Origin of the sequence: Piscinibacter defluvii (genome assembly GCF_004011805.1) — a bacterium.
GTDB lineage: Bacteria > Pseudomonadota > Gammaproteobacteria > Burkholderiales > Burkholderiaceae_C > Piscinibacter > Piscinibacter defluvii.
This window is the reverse complement of the sequence record NZ_ML137196.1, coordinates 771,312-798,012: the sequence shown is the minus strand read 5'-3', so window position 1 is coordinate 798,012 and position 26,701 is coordinate 771,312. Positions and strand designations below refer to the sequence as shown.

21 protein-coding genes are annotated in these 26,701 nt (G+C 71.7%); 19 read left to right on the top strand and 2 right to left on the bottom strand.

The features are described 5' to 3' along the window. The first annotated feature begins 36 nt into the window (after positions 1–36). The 14 genes from recX to D9C15_RS03490 all read left to right on the top strand — a co-directional run bounded on the left by recX (position 37) and on the right by D9C15_RS03490 (position 14,163). Positions 37–567: a recombination regulator RecX gene (gene recX, locus D9C15_RS03555; RefSeq protein WP_127996122.1), complete on the top strand. Its 531-nt coding sequence runs from the start codon at positions 37–39 to the stop codon at positions 565–567. Positions 568–707: 140 nt separating this feature from the next. Then, positions 708–1,313, top strand: a complete 606-nt coding sequence (locus D9C15_RS03550; RefSeq protein WP_127996032.1) for a DUF2889 domain-containing protein — start codon at positions 708–710, stop codon at positions 1,311–1,313. Continuing rightward, complete coding sequence (sucC, locus tag D9C15_RS03545) at positions 1,310–2,470, top strand: ADP-forming succinate--CoA ligase subunit beta (protein ID WP_127996031.1); 1,161 nt, start codon at positions 1,310–1,312, stop codon at positions 2,468–2,470. The genes D9C15_RS03550 and sucC overlap by 4 nt, the downstream gene beginning before the upstream one ends. An 11-nt stretch (positions 2,471–2,481) precedes the next feature. After that, complete coding sequence (sucD, locus tag D9C15_RS03540) at positions 2,482–3,375, top strand: succinate--CoA ligase subunit alpha (RefSeq protein ID WP_127996030.1); 894 nt, start codon at positions 2,482–2,484, stop codon at positions 3,373–3,375. Between the two features lie 129 nt (positions 3,376–3,504). Then, entirely contained in the window at positions 3,505–4,248 is a 744-nt protein-coding gene (locus D9C15_RS03535) for a TerC family protein (RefSeq protein ID WP_127996029.1), read from the top strand. A gap of 73 nt (positions 4,249–4,321) precedes the next feature. Further along, entirely contained in the window at positions 4,322–5,566 is a 1,245-nt protein-coding gene (locus D9C15_RS34445) for a serine/threonine-protein kinase (protein WP_127996028.1), read from the top strand. A gap of 57 nt (positions 5,567–5,623) precedes the next feature. Further along, a complete protein-coding gene (locus D9C15_RS03525; RefSeq protein WP_127996121.1) occupies positions 5,624–6,406 on the top strand; it encodes a Stp1/IreP family PP2C-type Ser/Thr phosphatase in 783 nt (260 codons plus the stop codon). A gap of 54 nt (positions 6,407–6,460) precedes the next feature. Then, positions 6,461–7,132 (top strand): FHA domain-containing protein, encoded by a 672-nt coding sequence (locus tag D9C15_RS03520; protein WP_127996027.1) that lies wholly within the window; start codon positions 6,461–6,463, stop codon positions 7,130–7,132. Between the two features lie 19 nt (positions 7,133–7,151). Then, positions 7,152–9,314 carry a CHASE2 domain-containing protein gene (locus D9C15_RS03515; RefSeq protein ID WP_127996026.1) on the top strand — a complete coding sequence of 721 codons (2,163 nt, stop codon included), beginning with the start codon at positions 7,152–7,154 and terminating at the stop codon, positions 9,312–9,314. 7 nt (positions 9,315–9,321) lie between these two features. Beyond that, on the top strand, positions 9,322–10,104 hold the full coding sequence (locus D9C15_RS03510; RefSeq protein ID WP_127996025.1) for an MBL fold metallo-hydrolase: 783 nt from the start codon (positions 9,322–9,324) through the stop codon (positions 10,102–10,104). A 243-nt stretch (positions 10,105–10,347) separates the two neighbouring features. Continuing rightward, a complete protein-coding gene (locus tag D9C15_RS03505; protein ID WP_127996024.1) occupies positions 10,348–10,902 on the top strand; it encodes a pilin in 555 nt (184 codons plus the stop codon). 118 nt (positions 10,903–11,020) lie between these two features. Further along, positions 11,021–11,590, top strand: a complete 570-nt coding sequence (locus D9C15_RS03500; RefSeq protein WP_127996023.1) for a pilin — start codon at positions 11,021–11,023, stop codon at positions 11,588–11,590. A gap of 90 nt (positions 11,591–11,680) precedes the next feature. Then, complete coding sequence (tfpZ, locus tag D9C15_RS03495) at positions 11,681–12,448, top strand: TfpX/TfpZ family type IV pilin accessory protein (protein ID WP_127996022.1); 768 nt, start codon at positions 11,681–11,683, stop codon at positions 12,446–12,448. After that, complete coding sequence (locus tag D9C15_RS03490; RefSeq protein WP_127996021.1) at positions 12,448–14,163, top strand: PglL family O-oligosaccharyltransferase; 1,716 nt, start codon at positions 12,448–12,450, stop codon at positions 14,161–14,163. Before tfpZ ends, D9C15_RS03490 begins: the two co-directional genes overlap by 1 nt. Here D9C15_RS03490 and moaC read toward each other — a convergent pair. Next, on the bottom strand, positions 14,156–14,647 hold the full coding sequence (gene moaC, locus D9C15_RS03485) for a cyclic pyranopterin monophosphate synthase MoaC (protein WP_127996020.1): 492 nt from the start codon (positions 14,645–14,647) through the stop codon (positions 14,156–14,158). The two genes, D9C15_RS03490 and moaC, sit on opposite strands and share 8 nt — an antisense overlap. A 61-nt stretch (positions 14,648–14,708) precedes the next feature. Between moaC and D9C15_RS03480 the strand changes: the two genes are divergently transcribed. From D9C15_RS03480 to pbpC, 3 genes are all read left to right on the top strand, one after another. Continuing rightward, entirely contained in the window at positions 14,709–16,295 is a 1,587-nt protein-coding gene (locus D9C15_RS03480; RefSeq protein ID WP_240668271.1) for a M48 family metalloprotease, read from the top strand. 42 nt (positions 16,296–16,337) lie between these two features. Next, the gene (locus tag D9C15_RS03475) at positions 16,338–22,160 is read left to right on the top strand and encodes an alpha-2-macroglobulin family protein (RefSeq protein ID WP_127996018.1); all 5,823 of its coding nucleotides are present in this window, start codon (positions 16,338–16,340) and stop codon (positions 22,158–22,160) included. 95 nt (positions 22,161–22,255) lie between these two features. Further along, positions 22,256–24,397 carry a penicillin-binding protein 1C gene (pbpC, locus tag D9C15_RS03470; RefSeq protein WP_127996017.1) on the top strand — a complete coding sequence of 714 codons (2,142 nt, stop codon included), beginning with the start codon at positions 22,256–22,258 and terminating at the stop codon, positions 24,395–24,397. On the opposite strand, the gene D9C15_RS03465 is transcribed toward pbpC, so the two are convergent. Beyond that, positions 24,348–24,710 carry a phage holin family protein gene (locus D9C15_RS03465; RefSeq protein ID WP_127996016.1) on the bottom strand — a complete coding sequence of 121 codons (363 nt, stop codon included), beginning with the start codon at positions 24,708–24,710 and terminating at the stop codon, positions 24,348–24,350. The two genes, pbpC and D9C15_RS03465, sit on opposite strands and share 50 nt — an antisense overlap. Before the next feature lie 262 nt (positions 24,711–24,972). Here D9C15_RS03465 and D9C15_RS03460 point away from each other — a divergent pair, with 262 nt between their 5' ends. Then, positions 24,973–25,956 carry a TerC family protein gene (locus tag D9C15_RS03460; protein WP_127996015.1) on the top strand — a complete coding sequence of 328 codons (984 nt, stop codon included), beginning with the start codon at positions 24,973–24,975 and terminating at the stop codon, positions 25,954–25,956. Positions 25,957–26,069: 113 nt separating this feature from the next. Continuing rightward, entirely contained in the window at positions 26,070–26,699 is a 630-nt protein-coding gene (locus D9C15_RS03455) for an energy transducer TonB (RefSeq protein ID WP_240668270.1), read from the top strand. Positions 26,700–26,701: the final 2 nt, after the last annotated feature.

Sequence of the window (26,701 nt, the reverse complement as noted above, 5' to 3'; positions counted from 1 at the left end):
GCTGCGGACGAGCGCCCCGCGCCGCCGTTGCGCAGCGTGCGCGGCGGCCCGCTTGCCGGGCCGGCGCCGCAGCGCTCGCTGAAGGCCCGTGCGCTGCAGTGGCTCGCACAGCGCGAGCACAGCCGGTCCGAGCTGCGCCGCAAGCTGCTGCCGCATGCCCGGGCGCTGGCCGCGCTGGGCGAGGCCGCCGGCGAGGGCGACGACGACCCGGCGGCCCGTGTCGACGCCCTGCTCGACTGGCTGCAGGCCCAGCGCCACCTGAGCGAGGAGCGTTTCGTCGAGTCGCGCGTCCATGCCCGCGCGGCGCGCTACGGCAACCGCCGCATCGCCCAGGAGCTGGCGCAGCACGGGCTGGCGCTGGATGCGCCGTCGGCCGAGCAGCTGCGCCAGAACGAGCGCGAGCGCGCGCGCGAGGTGTGGGCCCGGAAGTTCGGCCGGCCGGCGGCCGATGCCGCCGAGCGGGCCCGTCAGGCCCGCTTCCTGACCGGCCGCGGTTTCACCGCCGAGGTCGTCCGCCAGGTGCTGCGCGAAGCCGGCTCCGGCAACGACGACGAGCTGCCTGACTGAGCGCGTCGCGCCGGCGCGGCGCCAGTTTCCCGTCAGGCTTGATGCAGCGCAGCATGCTACATTGCGCGCCGATTGCGCGGGTTCCAGCGAGGTTACGGCCGGCCGGATGACGCGTCTGCCCCAGCCTCCACTGCCTCGCCATGGCCCTGCCGCCCGCCGCGCCCGAGCGCCAGCTCAAGCACCGTCGCCGCATCGACGTGCAGGTGCATTCCCGCGGCAATGGGCTGTGGGAGGTCGACGCCGAGATAACCGACGTCAAGACTCGCGACGTGATGCTCGCGGGCGGCACGCGCCGCGCCGGCGATCCGATCCACGACATGCTGCTGCGTGTCGTCGTGGACGAATCCTTCAACATCGTCGCAGCGGGTTCCGAGACCCGCGCCATGCCGTATCCCGGCCAGTGCGACGACCATGAGGACGCGTACGCCCGGCTGGTCGGCCTGAACCTGATGCGCGGGTTCCGCCGCGCCGTGCGCGAGCGGCTCGGCGGCGTCGCCGGCTGCACCCACCTGACCGAGCTGACGCAGGTGCTGCCCACGGCGGTCGTGCAGGCCTTCGCCGGCGAGGTGCTGAACACCCGCGAAGGCGGCGAGTCCGACGACCAGCCGTTCCAGATCGACCGCTGCCATGCGCTGCGCAGCGACGGGCCGGTCGTCCAGCAGTTCTACCCGCGCTGGTACCGGGGCATGCCAGACCCCGCGGCCGCGCCTTCCCTCTCGAAACCTGAGCAAGCGAGACAGCCATGAAGATTCATGAGTACCAGGGCAAGGAAATCCTGCGCCAGTTCGGCGTGCCCGTGCCGCGCGGCTACCCGGCCTTCAGCGTGCGCGAGGCGACCGAGGCCGCGCAGAAGCTCGGCGGCCCGGTCTGGGTCGTCAAGGCGCAGATCCACGCCGGCGGCCGCGGCAAGGGCGGCGGGGTCAAGTTGGCCAAGACGCTCGAGGACGTCGGCACCCTGTCCGGGCAGATCCTCGGGATGCAGCTGAAGACGCACCAGACCGGCCCCGAAGGCCAGAAGGTGCGGCGCCTCTACATCGAGGAAGGCGCGGACATCAAGAAGGAGTACTACGTTTCGCTGGTGACCGACCGCGCCTCGCAGAAGGTGGCGTTCATCGCCTCCAGCGAAGGCGGCATGGACATCGAGGAGGTTGCGCACAAGACCCCCGAGAAGATCATCACCGAGCTGATCGACCCGCTCGCCGGCCTGGGCGAGGCGCAGGCGAAGAAGATTGCCGCCGCCGTGGGCCTGCCGGAGGCCTCGCACGCGCAGGCCGCGACGCTGTTCCAGAACCTGTACCGCTGCTACATGGAGACGGACGCCTCGCTGGTCGAGATCAACCCGCTGAACTGCGACTCCAAGGGCAACCTGATCGCGCTGGACGCGAAGTTCAACTTCGACTCGAACGCGCTGTTCCGCCACCCCGAGATCGTCGCCTACCGCGATCTCGACGAGGAGGACCCGGCCGAGATCGAGGCGAGCAAGTTCGACCTCGCCTACATCCAGCTCGACGGCAACATCGGCTGCCTGGTCAACGGCGCCGGTCTCGCGATGGCGACCATGGACACCATCAAGCTGTTCGGCGGCGAGCCGGCCAACTTCCTCGACGTCGGCGGCGGCGCCACGGCCGAGAAGGTGACCGAGGCCTTCAAGATCATGCTGTCATCGCCCAAGGTGAAGGCCATCCTCGTCAACATCTTCGGCGGCATCATGCGTTGCGACACCATCGCCGAGGGCGTGATCGCCGCGTGCAAGGCGGTCAACCTGAAGGTGCCGCTCGTGGTGCGCATGAAGGGCACGAACGAGGAACTGGGCAAGAAGATGCTGGCCGAGTCCGGCCTGCCGATCATCAGCGCCGACACGATGGCCGAAGCCGCGACGAAGATCGTCGCCGCCGTGAAGTAAGGGAGACGAGCATGAGCATCCTGATCAACAAGGACACCAAGGTCATCACCCAGGGCATCACGGGCAAGACCGGCCAGTTCCACACCAAGGGCTGCCAGGCCTACGCGAACGGCAAGAACTGCTTCGTCGCCGGCGTGAACCCGAAGAAGGCGGGCGAGAGCTTCGAGGGCATCCCGATCCACGCCAGCGTCAAGGACGCCAAGGCCGCCACCGGCGCCACCGTCAGCGTGATCTACGTGCCGCCGGCCGGCGCCGCCGCGGCGATCTGGGAGGCGGTCGAGGCCGACCTCGACCTCGTGGTCTGCATCACCGAAGGCATTCCGATCAAGGACATGCTGGTCGTGCGCAACAAGATGAAGCAGAAGGAGGCCGCCGGCGGCAAGAAGACCCTGCTGCTCGGGCCGAACTGCCCCGGCCTGATCACGCCCGACGAGATCAAGATCGGCATCATGCCGGGCCACATCCACAAGAAGGGCCGCATCGGTGTGGTCTCGCGCTCCGGCACGCTGACCTACGAGGCCGTGGCGCAGCTCACCGAGATCGGCCTCGGCCAGTCGAGCGCGGTCGGCATCGGCGGCGACCCGATCAACGGCCTGAAGCACATCGACGTGATGAAGGCCTTCAACGACGACCCGGACACCGACGCCGTGATCATGATCGGCGAGATCGGCGGCCCGGACGAGGCCGACGCCGCGCGCTGGTGCAAGGCGAACATGAAGAAGCCCATCGTCGGCTTCATCGCCGGCGTCACCGCGCCCCCGGGCAAGCGCATGGGCCATGCCGGCGCGCTGATCTCCGGCGGCGCCGACACGGCCGACGCCAAGCTGGCCATCATGGAGGAGTGCGGCTTCAAGGTGACACGCAACCCGTCGGAAATGGGCCGGCTGCTCAAGGGCCTGCTGTAAGCCGATCCGCCCGCGCCGAGGGCCGCCTGCGGGCGGCCCTCGGCGCTTGCGTAGTTCCACGCACGAAGCATGGCGGCGCGCCGCCTACACTGCGCACCGACACCGCCGTACCACCTTCACGAGAAGCCCATGGAACAGTTCATGACCGCCGACTTCTGGGTCGCCGTCGGCCAGATCATCATGATCGACATCCTGCTGGGCGGCGACAACGCGGTGGTCATCGCGCTGGCCTGCCGCAAGCTGCCGGACTCGCAGCGCACGCAGGGCATCCTGTGGGGCACGGCCGGGGCCATCGTGCTGCGCGTCATCCTGATCTTCTTCGCGCTGACGCTGCTGGCGATCCCCTACCTGAAGCTCGTCGGTGCGGCGCTGCTGGTCTGGATCGGCGTCAAGCTGCTGCTGCCCGAGGAGGAAGACGGGCACGGCAACATCCAGGCGAGCGACAAGCTGTGGGCGGCGGTGAAGACCGTCATCGTGGCCGACCTGGTGATGAGCGTCGACAACGTGATCGCGATCGCCGGTGCCGCCGAGGGGGCGGGCGGCGACCACAAGATGCCGCTGGTGATCTTCGGCCTGCTGGTCAGCATCCCCATCATCGTCTGGGGCAGCCAGATGGTGATCAAGCTGATGGACCGCTTCCCGATGATCATCACCGTCGGCGGCATGCTGCTGGGCTGGATCGCCGGCACGATGGCGGTCACCGACCCCGCCGCGATCAGCCACCTGCCGCACACGCTGCCGGCCAAGCCGGGCGGCCTGCCCGAAGTCGCCGACCTGATGCGCTACGGCGCCGGGGCGGCCGGGGCGTTGCTGGTGCTGGCGGTCGGCAAGTGGCTCTCGGCGCGCCGCCCGGCCGCGCAGGCCGGGGCCTGAGCGGCCTGTGCTAACGTGCCTGCCGGATGAGCAGGCACCCACTCGACGTCGGCGGGCTGCAGAGGCGGGCGGGATGAACCCGACCGCTGCGTCGCTGCCCGCCCTGCTCGGCGCGCTGGCCACCTGCCTCGGCGTGGCAGCCTATCTTGCCTGGGGTCTGCCGCGCCTGTCCCGACCGGCCGGCCGCCTGCTCAGCGCGGTGCTCGCGGCGGCCGGCCTGGTGGCCTCGCTGGCCTGGCCGGCGCTGCATGCCCTGCTCCTGCCGCCGGTCGTGGCCCTGCTGTTCGGCCACCTCGGGCGAGAACTCGGCCCCTGGGCGACGCGTCCCGCGCTGCGTGCCGACGGTCCGGTCGGCGCCAGCCACCCGAGCCGCCCCGGCCCCCCGACCCTGCCGGGCCAGCCCTCGCGGCAGCAGGCGCCGGCCACGCTCGGCCGCTACCGCGTCGACTCGGAGATCGGCCGCGGCTCGATGGGTGCGGTCTACCTGGGCCACGATCCGCAGATCGGCCGGCGCGTCGCGATCAAGACGCTGGCGCTGAGCCGCGAGTTCCACGGCGACCAGCTGGTCGAGGCGCGGGCCCGCTTCTTCCGCGAGGCCGAGACGGCCGGGCGGCTGCAGCACCCGGACATCGTCACCATCTTCGACGCCGGCGAAAGCGGTGAGCTGGCCTGGATCGCGATGGAGTACATCCAGGGCCACGACCTGCAGCGCTACACCGTGCTGCGCCGGCTGCTGCCGCTGGCCCAGCTGCTGCCGATCGTCGCCCGCGTGGCCGACGCGCTGGCCTACGCGCACCGGCAGGGCATCGTGCACCGCGACATCAAGCCGGCCAACGTGATGATCGACCCGGACACCGACCTGGTGAAGGTGATGGACTTCGGCGTCGCCCGCATGGCGGACGCGACCAGCACCCGTACCGGCCTGGTCATCGGCACGCCTTCGTTCATGTCGCCCGAGCAGATGGCCGGGCGGCCCGCCGACCGGCGCAGCGACCTGTACTCGCTGGGCGTGATGCTGTTCCAGCTGCTGACCGGCCGGCTGCCGCACGAGGGCGAGACCATGGCCCGGCTGATGCACCAGATCGCCCACGAGGCGGCGCCCGACGTGCGCACCCTGCGACCGGACGTGCCCGAGGCGCTGGCCGACATCGTCGCCCTCGCGCTGGAAAAGCGCATCGAGGTGCGCTACGCGGACGGGCAGCAGCTCGCCGCCGACCTGCGCGCGGTGCATGCGTCGCTGGCGGTCGAGCAGCCGGACCCCTTCGAGCGAACCGTGACGTTTTCACGCGACGAACCGAGGCACAATTCCGCGACATGAGACGGTAACCGTCCCGACACGACGGCCCACTGCCCGATGACCGAGCAACCACCGACGATGAGCCTGGAGTTCCACAGCGCGACCGACACCGGCCGGGCGCGCAACAACAACGAGGACTCGGTGGCGCTGGACGAGGCCTGCGGGCTGATCGTGCTGGCCGACGGCATGGGCGGGTACAACGCCGGCGAGGTGGCCAGCAGCATGGCCACCTCGTTCATCAAGACCGAGCTCGGCCGCTGGCTCACCGAGGCTTCCGACAACGCCTCGGACACCGACGTCCGGCGCGCGATGGACATCTGCGTGGACAACGCCAACCGGGCGATCTTCAACGCCGCCAACTCCAATCCGCAGTACGCAGGGATGGGCACGACGCTGGTGGTGGGCGTGTTCCGCGACGGCCGGCTGCTGATGGGCCATGTGGGCGACTCGCGCGGCTACCGCCTGCGCGGCGGGCGCCTGACGCAGATCACGCACGACCACTCGCTGCTGCAGGAGCAGATCGACTCCGGCCTGATCACCGCCGAGCAGGCCGCGTTCTCGGCCAACAAGAACCTGGTGACGCGGGCGGTCGGGGTGGAAGACACCGTGCTGCTCGAAACCCACCTGCACGACGTGCTGCCCGGCGACCTGTACCTGCTGTGCTCGGACGGCCTGTCCGACATGCTGGACGACGATTCCATCGCGCAGCTGTTGCAGGGCCACGACGCCTTGCCTGACGTGGCATCTGCCCTGGTGGACGCCGCCAACGACGCAGGCGGAAAGGATAATATCTCGGTGGTCCTTGCCAGGGTGCGTGGGCCGGCCGGGCCATCCCGTTCATGGTGGCCGTTCCGGCGCTGAGGTCGAAGAGCACAGGCGCCCCGCAGACGACAACGAGACACGAGGACGCAGAGCATGGGCAAGCTGGTCGTATCGCTGGACGGAGTGGTGATCAAGGAGGTGCAGATCACCAAGGACAAGACCACGCTCGGTCGGCGGCCCTACAACGACATCGTGATCGACAACCTCGCCGTCAGCGGCGAGCACGCGGTGCTGCAGATGGTCGGCGCGGACGTCTTCATCGAGGACCTGAACAGCACCAACGGCACCTACATCAACGGCAAGGCGATCAAGAAGCAGCTGCTGAGCCACAACGACACGGTCGAGATCGGCAAGTACAAGATCAAGTACCTGGTCGAGGACGGCACCGACTACGAGAAGACGATGATCATGAAGCCCGGCGCCTCGGCCAGCGCCGCGGCGGCGGCCTATTCGCCGACGGTCGGCTTCGGCGCCTCGGGCTTCGGCTCGCTCGGTTCGGGCAACGGCCCGGCCTCGATCAAGGTGCTCAACGGTGCCGCGGCCGGCCGCGAGGTGCAGTTGACCAAGGTCGTCACCACGGTCGGCAAGCCCGGCGTGCAGGTGGCCTCCATCACCAAGCGGCCGGGCGGCTACGTGCTGGCCCATGTCGAGGGCGCGCTGCGCCCGACCGTCAACGGCAACCCCGTGATGGGCGAGACCGTGCATCTGAAGAACGGCGACGTGGTCGAACTCGCCGGCACGCAGATGCAGTTCGTGCAGAACTGAGCGTTCGGCGCGCGCTCGCATGGGCGCCCGCGGCTGGCGGTTCGTGCGTGCCGCGCTGGTGGCGGCCCTCTTCCTGCTGCTGCTCGGCCATGCCGCCGACGTGCTGCCCTGGCGGGCACTGACCCAGCTGGACCAGGCCATCGACGACGCCCGGCTACGGGCCGCGATGCCGCTCGTGCCGCACAAACACATCGTGATCGTCGATGTCGACGAGGCCAGCCTCGCCCGGCTCGGCCGCTGGCCCTGGCCGCGTGCGCGCATGGCCACCCTGGCCGACGAGCTGTTCGAGCGCCAGCGCGCCGCGGTGGTGGGGTTCGACATCGTGTTCACCGAGCCCGACGCCGACGATGCGCGGTTCGCCGACGCGCTGTCGGGACGGCGCGTGGTGCTGGGCTTCTACCTGAGCAACGCGGCCGAGTCGGGGCGGGTCGGCCGCCTGCCCGAGCCGGCCTTCGACGCCGCGCTGCTGCGCGGTCAGCCGGGCTCGTTCACCCGTTGGCGAGCCTACGCCGGCAACGTCGCCGCCGTTGCGCAGGCAGCGCCGCAGGCCGGATTCATCAACACGCTGCCCGATGCCGACGGCAACCTGCGCCGCATGCCGCTGATCGCCGCGCTCGACGGCCGCCACTACGAGACGCTGGCGCTGGCCATGTACCGCAGCTACACGGGCGGGCCGGCGGTGGAGCCGGTGTTCCCGCCACCGCGCCCGCTGCGCTCGCCCTACCCGGGCCTGTCGGCGCTGATGCTGGTGCAGGGCGAGACGCGCGATGCGATCCCGGTGGATGCGCAGACCATGCTGCGCGTGCCGTACCGCAGCCCCGGCGGGCCGCGCGCTGGCGGCTTCGCCTACCTGTCCGCGGCCGATCTGGTCGAGGGGCGCGTCGCCCCCGGATCGCTGGCCGGCAAGCTGGTGCTGGTCGGGACGACCGCCCCGGGCCTGTACGACCTGCGCAGCACGCCGGTGTCCCAGGTTTTTCCCGGCGTCGAGGTACACGCGAACCTGCTCGCCCGCCTGCTGGACGGCCGCGGCCCGCTCGTGCCCGACTGGGCCGCCGGCTTCGAGGAGGCCCAGCTGCTCGTCGTGCTCGCGCTGCTGGTGCTGCTGCTGCCGCGCCTGTCGGCGCTGCGCGGCATCGTCGCCACGGCGCTGCTGCTCGCCGCGCTGGTGGGGCTGAACGTCTGGGCCTACCAGGCCCGCCAATGGCTGCTGCCGCTCGCCTCGGGGCTGACGCTCGCGCTGCTGCTGTCGGTGCTGCACATCGGCTGGGGCTACGTCACCGAGGCCCGCACCCGCCGCTCCCTGACCCGCCTGTTCGGCACCTACGTGCCACCCGAGCTGGTCGAGCAGATGGCGCGCGACCCGCAGCGCTACACCATGCAGGCCGAGAACCGCGTGCTGACCATCATGTTCTGCGACATGCGCAACTTCACTCGCGTGTCCGAAGCGCTGCCCCCCGAGGAGCTGCGCGCGCTGATCAACCGCTTCTTCTCGGCCATGACGATGGCCATCCGCGCGCGCCGCGGCACGCTGGACAAGTACATCGGCGACGCGATCATGGCCTTCTGGGGCGCACCGGTGGCCGACGAGCGGCATGCCGCCAACGCGGTGGCCGCGGCGCTGGCGATGGTCGAGGTCCTCGGCGAACTGAACCAGTCGCTGCACGCGCGCGGCCTGCCGGAGATCGGCGTGGGCATCGGGCTGAACACCGGCCTGGTGTGCGTCGGCGACATGGGCTCGGACATCCGGCGCAGCTACACCGTGATGGGCGACGCGGTGAACCTGGCCTCGCGCATCGAGGCGCTGACGCGCCACTACGGCGTCGACATCCTGGTCGGCGAAGCCACCGCCGCGGCGGCCGGTGCGGAACTCGGGTTCGTCGAGGTCGACCGCGTGCGCGTCAAGGGCAAGGAGGCCGCCGTGACGCTTTTCACGCCGGTGCCCGAGGCCCTGGCACGCAACGCCTCCTTTGACGAGGAAATGCGACTTTGGCGCCTTGCACTGGCCGCCTACCGAGCCCAAGATGCTCCGCAGGCGCAGGCTGCGCTGCAGGAATTGCGCACCCGCTTCGCGGCGTCGCCCTGGCGCGGCCTGCACGAGCGGCTCGGCGAGCGTGTGGTTCGCTGGGCCCACGAGCCCCCGCCGCCCGGTTGGGACGGCACCCACACCTTCGACAGCAAGTGACTGCAGGATGATCGTTCAGGTTCTCGGCTGCTCGGGCGCGATCGCTGCCGGCTGCAGGACGACGGCCTTCCTGCTCGACGACGACGTGCTGATCGACGCGGGCACGGGGGTCGGCGACCTGGCGCTCGACGCGCTGGCGCGCATCGACCACATCCTGATCAGCCATTCGCACCTCGACCACGTGCTCGCCATCGGCCTGCTGGCCGACAGCGTGATGCGGCAGCGCCGCGCCGACGGGCGTGGCCCGATCCGCGTGCACGCGCTGCCCGAGACGCTGGCCGCGCTGCGGGCGCATGTCTTCAACGGCGTGATCTGGCCCGACTTCACCCGCCTGCCCAGCGCCGAGCACCCGGTGCTCGAGTTCGTGCCCTTCGCCGTCGGCGAGGTGCTCAGGCTGGGCACGCGCCGCATCGAGGTGCTGCCGGCGCAGCACACCGTGCCGGCCTGCGGCTTCGCCGTCGACGGCGGCGAGGCGGGTGCCTGGGTCTACACCGGCGACACCGGGCCGAACCCGGCGCTGTGGATGCGCCTGCGCGGCATGAAGGTGGCGCACCTGGTCATCGAGACGGCGTTCTCCGACGAGGAGCGCCAGCTCGCCTACATCAGCCGCCACCTGTGCCCGGCGGCGCTCGGCCACGAGCTGGCGCAGCTCGGCGGCAGCGTGGACGTGCACATCACCCACGTCAAGCCCGGTGAGCTGGAGGCGGTGATGCACGAGATCGGCCGCCTGACGAGCCCGCACCGCATCCGCGCGCTGGCGGCGGGCCAGACCATCCCGCTGGGCGGCTGAACAGGCCTCGACGGCCGGGAAATGCGGGCCTGCGGGCCCGCTTTTCGTTGGAGCGGGGCCCGTCGATCCGGGTGACGATATTCGTCAGTCGTGACCGGCCGGGTCGCGGCGATGGCCCGGCCGGTGACTGTTTGTGTCAGCTGCGCGGGTGCATTTCACGGTTCCCTGGCCCGGTATGCGTGGCACGCCCTTCGCATCTGTTCGGCCGTGTCCCACACCCACCACCTCTCAGGAGTGTCTTTCATGAAGCGTCGTGTCCAACAAGGTTTCACCCTCATCGAACTGATGATCGTCGTGGCGATCATCGGCATCCTGGCGGCGGTTGCGCTGCCGGCGTACCAGGACTACACGATCCGTGCGCGGGTCACGGAAGGTCTGGCTGTCGCCAACGACGCCAAGTCCATGATCGGCACCAACTCCGCCACGGCGGCCGACCTTGCCGCGACGGCGACCACCTGGAACGGCCAGGCCAACAACACCGGCGCCACCAGCAAGTACGTTCGTAGCGTCCAGATCGCCGGCGGCACGGGCGAGATCACCGTCACCTTTGACGAGCGCAATGTCGGCAACATCCCTGCGAACGCCACGCTGCGTCTGACGCCGTACGTCCAGAGCGGTGGTGCTGCTCCGGTCCAGCTTGGCGCCTCGTACACCGCCAACCCGCCGGCTACCGGCAGCATCGACTGGGGTTGCGCGTCCACGACCAACGCGGTCGCGACCACCGCCACCCGCCAGATGCCGCAAGTTGGTGGCCTGGGCACGCTGCCGGCCAAGTTCGCGCCGGGCGAGTGCCGCTGATCGGCGAGGCTTCCCGCCCGCAAGCATCAGAAGGCGGCCCCTGGGCCGCCTTTCTCTTTGGCGCGGATGGCCCGCAGAGGCGACCGCCAGGAACCAACTCACCAATCAGGGATGTCGTATGGGAAACGGAGCTACTGGCCGCCGGTCACAGAGCGGATTCACCTTGATCGAGCTGATGATCGTCGTGGCGATCGTCGGCATCCTGGCCGGATTGGCCTTGCCCGTGTATCAGGACTATCTGGCACGCTCGCGAATCGCCGAGGGGCTCGCGCTGGCGGATGACGCCAAGTCCATGGTCGGCGCCAACTCGGCGACCCTGCCCGATCTTGCGGCAACGGCTGCCACGTGGAACGCCCAGGCGGGCGGCGTCGGCGCCAAGAGCAAGTACGTGCAAAACGTGCGCGTCGACCCGAACAACGGCGAGATCACCGTGACGTTCGACGAACGCAATGTGGGCGGCCTGCCCCCGAGCGCCACACTTCGGTTGACGCCATACATCCAGGGCGGCGGCGCGGTGCCCATTCAACTGGGCGCCTCGTACACAGCCAATCCGCGCGTGACCGGAAGCATTGACTGGGGCTGTGCTTCCGACTCGAACAACGTGGGCAGCAGCGCCACCCGCCTGATGCCGCAGGTCGGCGGCCTCGGGACGGTGCCGGCCCGGATCGCGCCCAGCGAGTGCCGCTGACCCGAGCGGCCAAGCCTGCAACAGGGCACCGAACCCGCACGGCTGCGCGCCGCGCGGGTTCGGTGGCCGGTGCCTCTACACTCTCGCGCCATGTTTGATCGGCTCGATGTCCGCCGACGTCTGAAGGCGAGCGGCGCTCACCTGTTGATCTCCGTCGGCGTCGCCGCGCTCGCTGCGGTGCTCGTGCTCCAGGTCTGGTATCCGCGCGAGTACAGCACGCTGGCCGGTGGCCGGGAGTTGTTCTGGCTGCTGGTGTCGGTCGACGTCGTCGTCGGTCCCTTGTTGACCTTCGTGGCCTTCAACCTGCGCAAGCCGCGCGGTGAACTGGTGCGCGACCTGAGCGTGATCGCCGTGCTGCAGCTCGCAGCGCTGGGTTATGGCCTGCACACCGTCTACCTGGCCCGGCCAGTGGCGCTGGTGTTCGAAGTCGACCGCTTCCGCGTGGTGGCCGCGAATGACGTCTACCTCGAGGAGCTGCCGCAGGCACGGCCCGAATTCGGCAGCCTGTCCTTGACCGGCCCCCGGGTGATCGGCGCGCGCACCTCCCAGGGCGGCGAGGAACGCTTGCGCGCGATTGATCTGGCGCTCAAGGGCTACGACATCGGCCAGCGGCCGGCCTATTGGCAACCCTATTCCGAGTCTCGGGACGCTGCCCTGGCGCGCGCGCGGCCGGTCGGGTTGCTTCTGGAACGCTACGCCAAGGACGCCGACCGGCTCAGGACAAAGCTCGCGGAGCTGCACCTCGCGCCGGACAAGGCCCGATTCCTGCCGGTCATGGCGCGTGCCGACGGCTGGGTGGCCTTGCTCGATGCCAGCGGCGAACTGGTCGGCTTCGCGCCGTACGACGGCTTCTTCTGATGTCACGTGAAGCGCTCGCGTCGCTGCCGGATCTCCGCGCCTGGCTCGTCGCGGCGCCGCTGGCCGTCGCGCTGCCGCCGCTGCTGGCGTTCAATCTCCCGCCCTCGTCCACCTTCCTCAATCAGGCCGCCGCGCTGATCGGCTGGTCGGTCTGGCTGCTGCTGCTGGCCGGCATGCTGCCGCGGCCGACGCGGCCGGGTCCGGGCCTCGCGTCGCTGCAGGGCGTCTTCGGGCTGATCGCGCTGGCCGCGCTCGGTTCGATGATCTGGGCCGGCCTGCCCGGCTCGCTCGGCCTGTCCGCGCTCGGCCTGCTGGCGGCGGCCGCGCTGACCGCCTGGATCGCGGCCGCGCTGCGCAGCGCCGGCCATGGCGAGCGCGCCTTCGAGGCCTTCTGCGGCGCGCTCGTGCTGGCCGGCGCGCTCAGTTCGGTGGTCGGTCTGGTGCAGGCCTTCGCGCCCGACCTCGCGGACGGCTTCTGGGTGGCCGCCACCGGTGCCGGCGGGCGCGCGGTCGGCAACCTGCGCCAGCCCAACCACCTGAGCAGCCTGCTGCTGTGGGCGATGATCGCCGTCGTGCCGCTGCTGCGCACGCGCCGCCTGCCCTGGGCACTGGCCGTGCCGCTGTGCGGGCTGATGCTGTTCGGCGTGGTGCTGACCGGCTCGCGCACCGGGCTGCTGGGCACCTTGCTGCTGGCCGCCTGGGGCGCGCTGGACCGCAGCCTGGAGCGTCGCACCCGTCTGCTGCTGGTGCTCACGCCGGTGGCCGGCGCGCTGCTGTGGCTCGGCATGGCCGAATGGGCGCGGCTGCACGACACCGTGTTCGCCGGCGAGGCGCAGCTTCGCCAGTCCGATCCGAGCAGCTCGCGCTTTGGCATCTGGAAGAACACCCTGACCCTGATCGCGATGCACCCGTGGCTGGGCGTGGGCTTCGGCGAGTTCAACTTCGCCTGGACGCTGACGCCGTTCCCGGGCCGCCCGGTGGCCTTCTTCGACCACACGCACAACCTCGAGCTGCAGCTGGCCGTCGAGCTCGGCCTGCCGCTGGCGGCGCTGGTGCTGGCGTTGCTGGCACGTGCGCTGTGGGAGGCCTGGCGTGCGGCGCGCGCGGCGCCGGCATTGCGCGCCGCGCTGGTGCTGGTGCTGATGGCGGCGCTGCACTCGCAGTTCGAGTACCCGCTGTGGTACGCCTATTTCCTGCTGCCGGCCGCCTTCGCGTTCGGCCTGTGCCTGGGCGCGCCGGCGTCCGGCGCAGCGGCCGGGCGCTGGCCGGTCGGCATGGCCGCGGCGCTGCTGCTGCTGCTGGGCAGCCTGGCCTCGGTGGCCGACTACTGGCGCGTCGTCGTGATCTTCCAGCCGCCCGCGGGGGCGCCGTCGCTCGCCCAGCGCATCGAGGAGGGACGGCGCAGCTGGCTGTTCGGCCACCATGGCGACTACGCTGCGGCCACCGTCGCCGAGCATCCCTCGCAGGTGATGCCGGCGTTCGAGCGCGCCACGCACTACCTGCTCGACACCCGGCTGATGATGGCCTGGGCCAACGCGCTCGCCGAGGCGGGGCAGATCGACCGGGCGCGCCACCTCGCGCAGCGGCTGCGCGAGTTCCGCAACGAGCAGGCGGCCGAGTACTTCGCCGTCTGCGACAACGCGCCGATGGCCGACCGCCGGCCCTACCAGTGCGTGCCGCCGGCGGTGCAGCTCGACTACCGCGCCTTCAAGTAGCCGCGGCCACCCAGTCGCCGCTCTTGCCGCCGTGTTTCTCGAGCACGCGGATGCCGTCCATCACCATGCCGCGATCGGCCGCCTTGCACATGTCGTAGACGGTCAGCAGGCCCACCTGCACGGCCGTCAGCGCCTCCATCTCGACACCGGTGCGGCCGAGTGTCTCCACCTGCGCCGTGCAGTGCACGGCGCTGGCCGCCTCGTCGAGCACGAACTCGACCGCGACGCGGGTGATCGGCAGCGGGTGGCACAGCGGCACCAGTTCGCTGGTGCGCTTGGCCGCCTGGATGGCGGCGATGCGCGCCACGCCGATCACGTCGCCCTTCTTCGCGCTGCCCGAGGCGATCAGCGCGAGCGTCGCAGGCTGCATGCGGATCGTGCCGGTGGCGCGTGCGATGCGGTGCGTCTCGGCCTTGGCCGAGACGTCCACCATGTGCGCCTGGCCCTGGGCATCAAAATGGGTCAGCGGGCTGGGGTTGGACATGGAAACACGTGGGAAACGAATCCGGCGCATCATAGCCAGCCGTTCACGCCGCACGCCTGGTTTGACCCCTGCCGCCTCCCGCTTCCGCCGCCGCGTCGTGGCCGCCTGCGCGGCCGCGCTGCTGGCCACCTCGTGGCCCGCGCACGCGCAGGTCAACCTGCCCGCGCTCGGCGACTCGGCCAACGAGGACTTTGCCGTCTCGACCGAGCGCCGCGTGGGCGAGCAGATCATGCGCGAGATCCGGCGCGACCCGGACTACCTCGACGACCCGCTGCTGCTCGAGTACCTGCGCACGCTGTGGTCGCCGCTGGTCGCGCAGGCGCGCGCCAACGGCAGCATCACGCCCGACATCGACCCGCGCTTCGCCTGGGAGGCCTTCCTGGTGCGCGACCGCAGCGTCAACGCCTTCGCGCTGCCCGGCGGCTATGTCGGCGTGCACCTGGGGCTGATCGCCATCACCGCCACGCGCGACGAGCTGGCCTCGGTGCTGGCGCACGAGCTCACGCACGTCACGCAGCGCCACATCGCGCGCAGCATCACCAACAGCAAGCGCCAGTCGCTCATCGGCCTCGCGGCGATGATCATCGGCGTGATCGCCGCGGCCCGCTCGCGCAACACCGACGGCGCCAACGCGGCGATCATGGGCGGCCAGGCGGCGGCGATCCAGGGCCAGCTCAACTTCTCGCGCGACATGGAGCGCGAGGCCGACCGCATCGGCTTCCAGGTGATGACCGGCGCCGGCTTCGCGCCCTGGGGCATGGCCGCGATGTTCGAGAAGCTCGACCATGCCGCGCGCCTGAACGACAACGGCAGCTACCCCTACCTGCGCACCCACCCGCTGACCAGCGAGCGCATCGGCGAGGCGCGCGCCCGCATGGGCACCGAGGCGGCCGGCGCGCTCGACCGCCTGCCCGGCACCGGCAACCTGCTCGAGCATGCGCTGGCGCAGGCACGCGCCCAGGTGCTGATGGACATGCGGGTCGACGCACTGCGCCGCGCCCAGTCGCTCGAGGCGCCGCGTGCCGACGCGAGCCCCGCGCAGCGCCTGGCCGACCACTACGCCAGCGCGCTGGCCTCGCTGCTGCTGAAGGAGCCGGCGCGGGTCGACACGGCGCTCGGCCGCGCCGAGGCGGTGCTGGCCAACAGCCCGCGCCAGGAGCCGCGTGCGCAGCGCCAGCTCGCCTTCCTGCGCGCCCAGCTGCAGCTCGGCCGCGGCGACGCGCGCGCGGCGCTGGCCACGCTCGCGCCCTACACCGGCGACGGATCGCGTGCCGGCGCGCTCGCGCTGGCCGAGGTGGCCCTGGCGCTGCCCGCCGACGACCCGGCCGTCAAGCGCAGCGCCGACGAATTGCAGACACGCGTGGCCGGCCAGCCGGGCGACGCCACCTCGTGGACCCTGCTGTCGCGCCTGTGGGGACGGCTCGACCAGCCGTTGCGCGCGCTGCGTGCCGAGGGCGAAGCGCAGTACGCGCTGGGCGACCTGCCCGGCGCGCTCGACCGCTGGCGCGCCGGCCAGCGCCTGGCGCGCGGCGGCGGCAACCGGCCGGCGGACTTCATCGAGGCGTCGGTGATCGATGCGCGCGTGCGCGACGTGCAGGCGCAGCTGCGCGCGCTCGCGATCGAGCAGGGGCGGCCGCCGCCGCAGTGAGCAAGCCCTAGACTCGCGCGCAGTTCCAGCGCGGAGTGCTCCATGCGGCGTTCGATTCGGATCGGGTGGGTCGCGGCCCTGTGTGCCGCCCCGCTCGTGCACGCGGCCACGATCGTCGCGGCCAGCCCGCAGGGCGAGGTGGCCCAGGTGCGCCAGGTGGCGGTGCGCTTCAGCGAGGCGGTGGTGCCGCTGGGCGACCTGCGCCAGGCCGACCCGATGACCATCGCCTGCCAGGGTGCGGTGTATCCCGGCAGCGGCCGCTGGGCCAACGATCGGCAGTGGCTCTACGACTTCGCCGAGCCGCTGCCGCCGGGCGCGCGCTGCACGGTCCGGCTGCGCAGCGGCTGGAAGCCGCTGACCGGCAGCCTGAGTGGCGCGAGCGAGTTCGTGTTCTCCACCGGCGGGCCGGCGGTGATCGTCACCGACCCCTACGCGGGCGCGACCATCGAGGAGGACCAGCATGTGCTGCTGCGCCTGAACGGCCCGGCCGTGGCCGAGAGCGTGGCCGCCCATGCCTGGTGCGAGGTCGAGGGCATCGGCGAACGGGTGCCGCTGCGCATCGTCGGCGGCGCCGAGCGCGAGGCCGTGCTGAAGTCGCGCCGGCTCGACGCCAAGGCGGCCGAGCGGGCCCTGCTCGTCACCTGCCAGCGCCCGCTGCCGCCCGAGGCGCGGATGCGCCTGGTGTGGGGCAGGGGCATCGCGGCGCAGCTGAATCCGAAGGTGCTGACCAGCGTCGAACAGCGCTTCGGCTACACCGTGCGCGCCCGGTTCACCGCCGAGTTCAGCTGCGAGCGCGAGCGTGCCGAGGCGCCCTGCCTGCCGATCCGTCCGCTGGTCGTGCGCTTCTCGGCCCCGGTGCCGCGGGCGCAGGCGCAGCAGGTGCGCCTGGTGCCCGCGGGCGGGGCGGCGGTCGCGCCGACGTTCGACCGGGACGACAAGGCGGCCGAGGTGTCGGAAGTGCAGTTCCCGGTGCCCCAGGCCGAGAACGCGCGCTTCCGCATCGAGCTGCCGGCCGGCCTGAAGGACGCGAGCGGCCGCGCCCTCGCCAACGCCGCGAGCTTTCCGCTCGCGGTGGCCACCGGTGCCGCGCCGCCGATCGCCAAGTTCGCCGCGGCGCCCTTCGGCGTGATCGAGCGGGCCGACCCGGTGCTGCCCATCACCCTGCGCCACGTGCAGGGCGACCTGCGCCCCGGCGCCCCGCTCGGCCAGGTGCGGGCCCGGCGCCTGACCCGCGACGAGGACATCCTGGCCTGGCTCGGCCGGGTGCGCCGCTACCACGAGACGCAGCTGAGCGCCCGCGAGGCCGGGCTGCCCGAACGCGATTGGTTCGAGACCGTGGAGGAGACCAACGCCAAGGGCAAGCCGGTGCGGCGAAAGGTCGAGCGCTACGTGGCCACGCGCGAGCTGGCCCTGCTCGGCACGGACACGCAGGCCCGCCGCCTCGAGCTGCCGCAGCTCGCCGGCGGCGACCCGCGCCCGTTCGAGGTGGTGGGCATCCCGCTGCCCGAGCCGGGTTACCACGTGGTCGAGGTCGAGTCGCGGCGCCTGGGGGAATCGCTGCTCGACAAGGCCGCGCCGATGTTCGTGCGCACCGGCGTGCTGGTCACCAACCTCGGCGTGCACCTGAAGCAGGGGCGCGAGAACACCGTGGTGTGGGTGACCTCGCTGGACCGCGGCAAGCCGGTGGCCGGTGCCGAGGTGACGATCCGCGATTGCCGCGGCGAGAAGCTGTGGAGCGGCCGCACCGGTGCCGACGGCCTGGCGCGCGCGCCGCAGGGCTTCGAGGTCTCGGTCGAAGGCTGCATCGCCGACGAGGGCCTGTTCGTCAGCGCGCGCCACACCGATGCGCAGGGCGTCACCGACCTGGCCTTCGTGTTCGGCAGCTGGCAGCAGGGCATCGAGCCCTGGCGCTTCAACCTGCCGGTGGCGCAGGGCCCGGAGCCGGACCTGCGCGTGCACAGCGTGCTCGACCGCAGCCTGCTGCGCGCCGGCGAGACGGTCTCGATGAAGCACTTCGTGCGCGTCGAGACGTCGTCCGGCCTGGCCCTGCCCAAGGCCGACAGCCTGCCCGACCGCGTGAAGATCGTCCACGAGGGCAGCGGCCAGGAATTCGTGCAGCCACTGGCCTGGAAGGCCGGCGCACGCAGCGCGGTGTCGAGCTGGAACATCCCGGCCGCCGCCCGGCTCGGCAGCTACCGCATCGTGCTGGAGGACAGCCGCGCCCACGAGGATCGGCCGCGCCGCTGGGAAAGCGGCGACTTCCGCGTCGAGGAGTTCCGCGTGCCGCTGGTCGATGCGCGTCTCGTGCCGCCCAAGGACGCGGCCGTCGCGCCGGCCACCCTCACCCTGGCCGGCCAGCTCAACCACATGAGCGGCGGCGCCATGGCCGGCGCGCCGGTGAAGGTGAGCGCGCTGCAGCGCCCGCGGGACGCGGCGCCGGCCGGCTACGACGAGTTCTCGTTCGCACCGCCGCGTGACCTCGCCCGCATGGAGGCCGATCCGGACGACAACGCCGGCGCCCGCGGCCGCATCGTGGCCGACAAGCTCGCGCTCGCCACCGATGCGCAGGGCGCCGTCGCCATCGTGCTGAAGGACCTGCCGGCCGTGACGCGCCCGAGCGAGCTGGTCACCGAGCTGACCTACAACGATCCGAACGGCGAGGCGCAGACCCTCGGCGCCACCGTGCCGCTGTGGCCGGCGGCGGTGGTGCCGGGCATCCAGGCAGCCTCGTGGGCCAGCGAGCGGGGCGCTGCGCGCTTCACCGCCGTCGCGCTCGATACGGCGGGGAAGCCGCTCGCCGGCCAGCAGCTCGAGGTGCGCGGCCGGCTGGCCCAGATCATCAGCACGCGCAAGCGCCTGGTCGGCGGCTTCTACGCCTACGACAACCGCACCGAGGTGCAGGAGCTCGGCACCCTGTGCAGCGGCAAGACCGACGAGCGCGGCCTGCTGCGCTGCGAGGCGAAGCTCGAGAGCGCCGGCCAGGTGGAGCTGATCGTGCAGGCCAGGGATGCGCAGGGCCGGGCCGCCCAGGCCGCCACGAGCGTCTGGGTCACGCGCCAGGGCGAGCTCTGGTTCGCGCAGGACAACGACGACCGCATCGACCTGCTGCCCGAGAAGAAGCGCTACGAACCCGGCGAGACCGCGAAGCTCCAGCTGCGCATGCCGTTCCGCGAGGCGACCGCGCTGGTGGCCATCGAGCGCGAGGGCGTGATCGAGAGCCGCGTCGTCACCGTGCGCGGCGACGACCCGACGATCGAGCTGAAGATCGACCCGGCCTGGGCGCCGAACGTCTACGTCAGCGTGCTGGCGCTGCGCGGGCGCATCCGCGAGGTGCCGTGGTACTCGTTCTTCCGCTGGGGCTGGCGCGCGCCGCTCGACTGGTGGCGCGCCTGGCGCGACGAGGGGCCTGCCTACCAGGCGCCCACGGCGATGGTCGACCTCTCTAAGCCGGCCTTCAAGCTCGGCGTGGCGCAGCTCAGGGTGGGCCTGGCCGCGCACGAGCTGCAGGTGGCGGTGACGGCCGACCAGCCGCAGTACACGGTGCGCGGCACCGTGAAGGCGCGCGTGAAGGTCACGCAGGGCGGCCGGCCGCTGGCCGGTGCCGAGCTCGCGTTCGCCGCGGTGGACGAAGGCCTGCTCGCCCTGCGCGAGAACACCAGCTGGGACCTGCTCTCCGCCATGCTGCGCCAGCGTGCCTGGGGCGTGGCCACCTCGACCGGGCAGAGCGAGATCATCGGCAGGCGCCACTACGGCCGCAAGGCGGTGGCCGCGGGCGGTGGCGGCGGGCGCGGCGGCGCGCGCGAGCTGTTCGACACCCTGCTGCTGTGGAAGCCGAACGTGCCGCTCGATGCGAACGGCGAGGCCCTGATCGAGGTGCCGCTGAACGACTCGCTGACCAGCTTCCGCCTCGTCGCGGTGGCCGATGCCGGCGTGCAGCAGTTCGGCAGCGGCTTCACGCGTGTGCGCGTGACGCAGGACCTGCAGGTGCTCTCCGGCCTGCCGCCGCTGGTGCGCGAGGGCGACCGCTTCGCCGCGATGCTGACCCTGCGCAATACCACCACGCGAGCCATGACGCTGCGCGCCACACTCGCCGGCACGGTGAACGCGGGCGAGCAGATCAGCCGCACGCCGCTCGCCTTCCCGCCGCAGGAGCTGAGCCTCGCGGCCGGCGCGGCGCAGGAGATCCGCTGGCCGGTGGACGTGCCGGCGGAGGCCTTCAGCATCGCCTGGGAGGCGGCGGCCGAGGAGGTCGGCGGCAGCGCGAAGGACCGGCTCAAGCTGACGCAGCTGGTCACGAGCGCGGTGCCGCTGCGGGTGCTGCAGGCGACGCTGCAGCAGCTCGACGGCAGCACCAGCCTGCCGGTGGCCGTGCCGGCCGATGCGCTGCCGTCCAGCGGGCCGAAGCGCGGCGGCCTGGTGGTCGGGCTTCAGCCCAGGCTGAGCGGCGCGCTGCCCGGCGTGCGGCGCTTCTTCGAGACCTACCCGTTCATCTGCCTGGAACAGAAGACCTCCAAGGCGGTCGGCCTGAGAGATGCGGCGCTGTGGGCCCAGGTGAGCAACGAGCTGCCGACCTACCTCGACGGCGACGGGCTCGCGAACTACTTTCCGCCGCGGGCCGACGACGGCAACCGCGGCAGCGACCGGCTCACCGCCCATGTGCTGGCCGCCACGCACGAGGCCGGCTTCGCGCTGCCCGAGGCCCCGCGCGAAGCGATGCTCGAAGGGCTCGCCGCCTTCGTCGAGGGCCGCATCCAGCGGCGCTTCTGGTCGCCGCGGCCCGATGTCGACGTGCGCAAGCTCGCCGCGCTGGAGGCACTCTCACGCTATGGCCGGGTGCAGCCGAAGATGCTGGGCTCGATCAACCTCACGCCCAACGTGTGGCCCACTGCGGCGCTGATCGACTGGCTGCGCATCCTGCAGCGTGTCGAGGCGATTCCCGAGCGCGGCAAGCGCCTCGCCGAAGCGCAGCAGATCCTGCGCTCGCGCCTGACCTACGGCGGCACGACCCTGCGCTTCTCCACCGAGGACGACGACTTCTGGTGGTGGTTGATGGAATCGGCCGATGCCAACGCCGCCAAGCTGATCCTCGCGGTGATCGACGACCCGGCCTGGAAGGAGGAACTGCCGCGCATGGTGGTGGGCAGCCTGGCGCGCCAGAAGCGCGGCGCCTGGCTCACGACCACCGCCAACCTGTGGGGTGGGCTGGCGCTGGACAAGTTCGCGGCCAGGTTCGAATCCCAGCCGGTGGGCGGGCGCAGCAGCGCGAGCACGGGTGCGGCGCCGCAGACACTCGACTGGGCGCGCAACGCCGGCGGCGGGACGTTCACGGTGCCGTGGCCCGAAGGGGAGGGCAGCCTGAAGGTCACGCACGACGGCACCGGCAAGCCCTGGCTCAGCGTGCAATCGCTCGCCGCGATCCCGTTGAAGGAGCCGCTGCGTGCGGGCTACACGATCACCCGCAGCGTCAGCGCCGTCGAACAGAAGAACCCGTCCGGCTGGTCGCGGGGCGATGTGCTGCGGGTGCGCCTGGAGATCGAGGCCCAGGGCGACATGACCTGGGTGGTGCTCAGCGATCCGGTGCCCGGCGGCGCCACCGTGCTCGGCTCCGGCCTGGCGCGCGATTCGCAGATCGCCACCCGCAACGAGCGCAAGGAAGGTGTCGCCTGGGCAGCGTTCGAGGAGCGCAGCTTCGAGGCCTTCCGCGCGTACTACGAGCATCTGCCGCGCGGACGGCATGTGGTCGAGTACACCGTGCGGCTCAACAACCCGGGCCGCTTCGCGCTGCCGCCCACGCGGGTCGAGGCGATGTATGCGCCGGAGACCTTCGGCGAGCTGCCCAATGCACCGGTGGAGGTGGGGAATTGACCCACCCCCGCAGCGCCTGCGGCGCTCCCCCTCGAGGGGGCGCCGCCAGCGGACCGGCCGAGCCGGCTCCGCGGCGACTGCTTGGCTGGCACGCGTTGTGTGCAACCGTCGTTCTCTGTGCGGCGGCGGTCGATGCCCGGGCCGTACCATCGTTCGCCGAGGTGCGCGCGGCGCACCGGCCGAGCGACCTCACCTTGCTCGACCGGCGCGGCGAGCCGATCCAGACGCTGCGCGTGGATGACACGGTGCGCCGCCTGCCCTGGGTGCCGCTGGAACACATGTCGCCCGCCCTGCGCAACGCCATCGTGCTCAGCGAGGACCGGCGCTTCTGGCAGCACGGCGGCATCGACTGGCGTGCAGTGGCCGCGAGTGCCTGGGCCAACACGTGGAACACCCGCACACGCGGCGCGTCGACCCTGACGATGCAGCTCGCCGGCCTGCTCGAGGCCGGCCTGGCGCGGCCGGCGGGCGGGCGCAGCGTGGCGCAGAAGATCGGCCAGGCCGTCACGGCGCTGCAGCTCGAGCGGGCGTGGCAGAAGAGCGAGATCCTCGAGGCGTATCTCAACAGCGTGCCGCTGCGCGGCGAACTGGTGGGCATCGGCGCGCTCTCGCAGACCCTGTTCGGCAAGCACGCCAGCGGGCTGGACGAGCAGGAGGCCGCCATCACCGCCGTGCTGGTGCGCGCGCCGAATGCGCCGCCCGCGCAGGTGGCACAGCGCGCCTGCGGCCTGCTGACCGCGCAGCGGCTCGGCTGCACCGGCGTCGAGGCGCTGGCCCTCACCGCGCTGGCGCGGCCAGGTGGCATGCCGCTGGGCGAACAGCTCGCGCCGCATGTCGCGCGCAAGGTGATCGACCCGGCCGGCCCGGCCGAGCAGCGCAGCACGCTCGACGCGCGCCTGCAGCGCTTCGCGATCGCCGCGCTGCGCACGCAGCTCGCCGAGCTGCGCGGCCGGCAGGTGGAGGACGGGGCGGTGGTGGTGCTCGACAACGCCAGCGGCGCGGTGCTCGCCTGGGTCGGCGCCAACGGCACCACCTCGGCCGCCGCGCAGGTCGACGGCGTGACCGCGCGGCGCCAGCCGGGCTCGACCATCAAGCCGTTCGTCTACGGACTCGCGTTCGAGAAGCGGCTGATCACGCCGGCCAGCCTGCTGGACGATTCCCCCGCGCAGCTCGGCACCGCGCACGGCCTGTACCTGCCGCAGAACTACGACCGCGACTTCAAGGGCTGGGTCAGTGCCCGCACCGCGCTCGGCGCGAGCCTGAACGTGCCGGCCGTGCGCGTCGGCGCGATGCTCGGGCCGGACGCGGTGTTCGAGCGCCTGGTCGCCTTCGGCCTCGCGCCGGGCGAATCGGCCGGCTTCCACGGCCACGCGCTCGCGCTCGGCAGCGCGGACGTGACGCTGCTCGCGCTCACCAATGCCTATCGCGCGCTGGCCAACGGCGGCGTCTGGAGCGCACCGTCACTCACGGGCGAGCCCATGCCGAAACGCCGCGTGGCGGACGCCGCTGCGGTGCACCTGGTGACCGACGTGCTGGCCGACAACAACGCACGCGCGCTCACGTTCGGCCTGGACAGCCAGCTCGCCACGCGCAGCTTCGCGGCGGTGAAGACCGGCACCAGCAAGGACCTGCGCGACAACTGGTGCGTCGGCTTCACCGAGCGCTACACGGTCGGCGTCTGGGTCGGCAACGCCAGCGGCGCGGCGATGCACGAGGTCAGCGGCGTGTCCGGCGCGGCGCCGCTGTGGCATGCGCTCGTCACGCAGCTGCATGCGGGCCGGCCGTCGAAGCCGCCGGTGGCCCCGGCCGGCGTGCTGCGCCAGGCCGTTCGATTCGAGGGCGCGGCCGAGGCAGCGCGCGAGGAACTGTTCGTCGCCGGCACCGAGCAGGCGGTGTGGCGCGCCGGTGCGGCGATGGGCGCGCCGCGCCGCTTCGGCATCCTGAACCCGCGCGACGGCAGCCGCTTCGCGCTCGACCCGGACATCCCGCCGCGGGCGCAGCAGATCGTCTTCGAGGGCGAGGCCGGCACCTGGGTGCTCGACGGCAGGGTGCTCGGCCGCGGCGAGAAGCTCCCGTGGGCGCCCTGGCCCGGCCGGCACCGGCTCGAGCTGCGCGGCGCGGGCGGTCGGGTGCTGGAGGCCGTGCAGTTCGAGGTGAGAGGGGCGGGCCTCCGCCGCGGGGCGGCCGCTAGCTCGCCGACTTCGACCGGAACATCTGCTCCATCGCCACGTCGATGATCATCCCGCACGCCGTGTAGATCAGCGAGCCGATCAGCGCGGCGGCGAAGCCGGTGACCGAGAAGCCGTCCAGCACCTCGGCGGCGGCCCAGAACATCAACGCGTTGATGATGAACAGGAACAGGCCGAGCGTCAGCAGCGTCACCGGCAGCGTCAGCAGCACCAGCAGCGGCCGCAGCAAGGTGTTGAACAGCCCGATCACGAACGCGGCGATCATCGCGGAGCCGAAGCTCTTCACGACGACGCCGGGGTAGAGATTGGCCACCAGCAGCAGCGCGGCAGCCAGCAGGAGCCAGCGGACGATGATCTTCATGCCGTGAAGATTACCGGATTCCCGCAGAACCCCTGGGGAGAATCGTCCGCTGCGATGATTCGCGCCGCTGAAGGGGGAGTAGCGAACGGTGCAATGCCGTCGCGCCGCCCGTCAATCCGGATGCCGCCACCCGGCGTGCATCCCGGGCCCGCAGTCCCGCGGGGCGCAGACCGCCCCGGGGCTCCCGCAAGACTCTTCGGCACCTGGTCGGCCGCGCCATGGCGCGAGCCTTTCACGTGCATCGAACCGAGGAGTCCTTGGCATGAGTTCCATTGCGCCCATGTGGCTGTGGGGTGTGTTCGTCGCGGCGGTTCTCGTCGCGCTGTTCGTCGACTTCGTCGTGCTGAAGAAGCAGGGCGCGCACGAGGTCACCGTACCCGAAGCGCTGAAGTGGTCGGTGATCTGGGTCGCGCTCAGTTTCGCCTTCAACGCGTTGTTCTGGTGGGCGCTCAAGACCCACGAGGACCCGGCCGTCGCGGCCGAGGCCAACACGCGCGCCTTCGAGTTCCTGACCGGCTACCTGATCGAGAAGAGCCTCGCGGTCGACAACATCTTCGTCTTCCTGATGATCTTCACCTACTTCGCGGTGCCGCCGGCGTACCAGAAGCGGGTGCTGATGATCGGCATCGTCGGCGCGATCGTGCTGCGCACGGTGATGATCCTCGTGGGCGGCCTGCTGATCGCGAAGTTCCACTGGATCCTGTACGTGTTCGGCGCCTTCCTGCTGCTGACCGGCATCAAGATGTGGTGGGCCGCCGGCAAGGAGCAGAGCCTGGACGACAACCCCGCGCTGAAGCTGCTGCGCCGCGTGCTGCCGGTGTCCAAGAACTTCGACGGCGAGAAGTTCTGGACCGTGGAGAACGGCAAGCGCATCGCCACGCCGCTGCTGATGGTCGTCGCACTGGTGGGCATCACCGACGTGATCTTCGCGGTCGACTCGATCCCGGCGATCTTCGCGATCACCAGCGACCCGTTCATCGTGCTCACGTCCAACGTGTTCGCGATCCTCGGCCTGCGCGCGATGTTCTTCCTGCTCGCGGCCATGGCCACCAAGTTCCACCTGCTGAGCTACGGCCTGGCGGTGATCCTGGTGTTCATCGGCACCAAGATGCTGCTGATCGACGTCTACAAGATCCCGGTGCTGGTGTCGCTCGGCGTGGTGGTCGCCATCCTGGCGGTGACGATGGTCTGGAGCGTGCGCACCGCGCCGCGCCTGCCGGAGCGGCGACAGGTGACGCAGAGCTAAATAAGAATGATTCGTGTTAACCTTGGTCCCGGACTGTTGCCCCGGGACCATCGTTGACTCGCACGCCGCCTTCTTCCGTTGACGAACTGCCGCCCGCCCAGACGCGGGCGGTGGTGCTTGCGATCGTCGCGCTGCACGGCCTCGCGGGCTGGGGGCTGCTGCAGGTGGCACCGGTGCGGGCCGCGCTGGCCCAGGCTGCGCCGATGATGGCGAACCTGCTCGCACCGCCTGCGCCGGAACCGCCGCCGCCGCCCGCGCCGGAACCCCCGCGGCCGGCATCGAAGAAGCCGCCGCCGCCCGCGCCGGTGATCGCGGCGGCGCCGTCGCCGACCCCCGCGCCCTTCGTCGTGCCCGAGGCCCCGCCCGAGCCCGTACCGCCCGCGCCGCCCGCGCCGCCCGAGCCGGTGGAGCCGGTCGTGGCCGCGCCGCCCGCGCCGCCGGCCCCACCGCCGCCGCCCAAGGAGATCCCGCCCGCGGCGATCCAGTACCTCGAGCCGCCGTCGCCGAGCTACCCGCGCCTGTCGCGCCGGCTGGCCGAAAGCGGGCTGGTGGTGGTGCGTGTGTTCGTCGATGTCGACGGGCTGCCGCGCACGGTGCAGGTCGCGCAGTCCAGCGGTTTCGTGCGGCTGGACGAAGCCGCGCTCGAGGGCGTGCGACGTGCGCGCTTCAAGCCCTATGCCGAGAACGGCCGGCCCACCGCGGGCTGGGCGCGCATCCCGATCCCCTTCGAACTGGAGAAATAGAC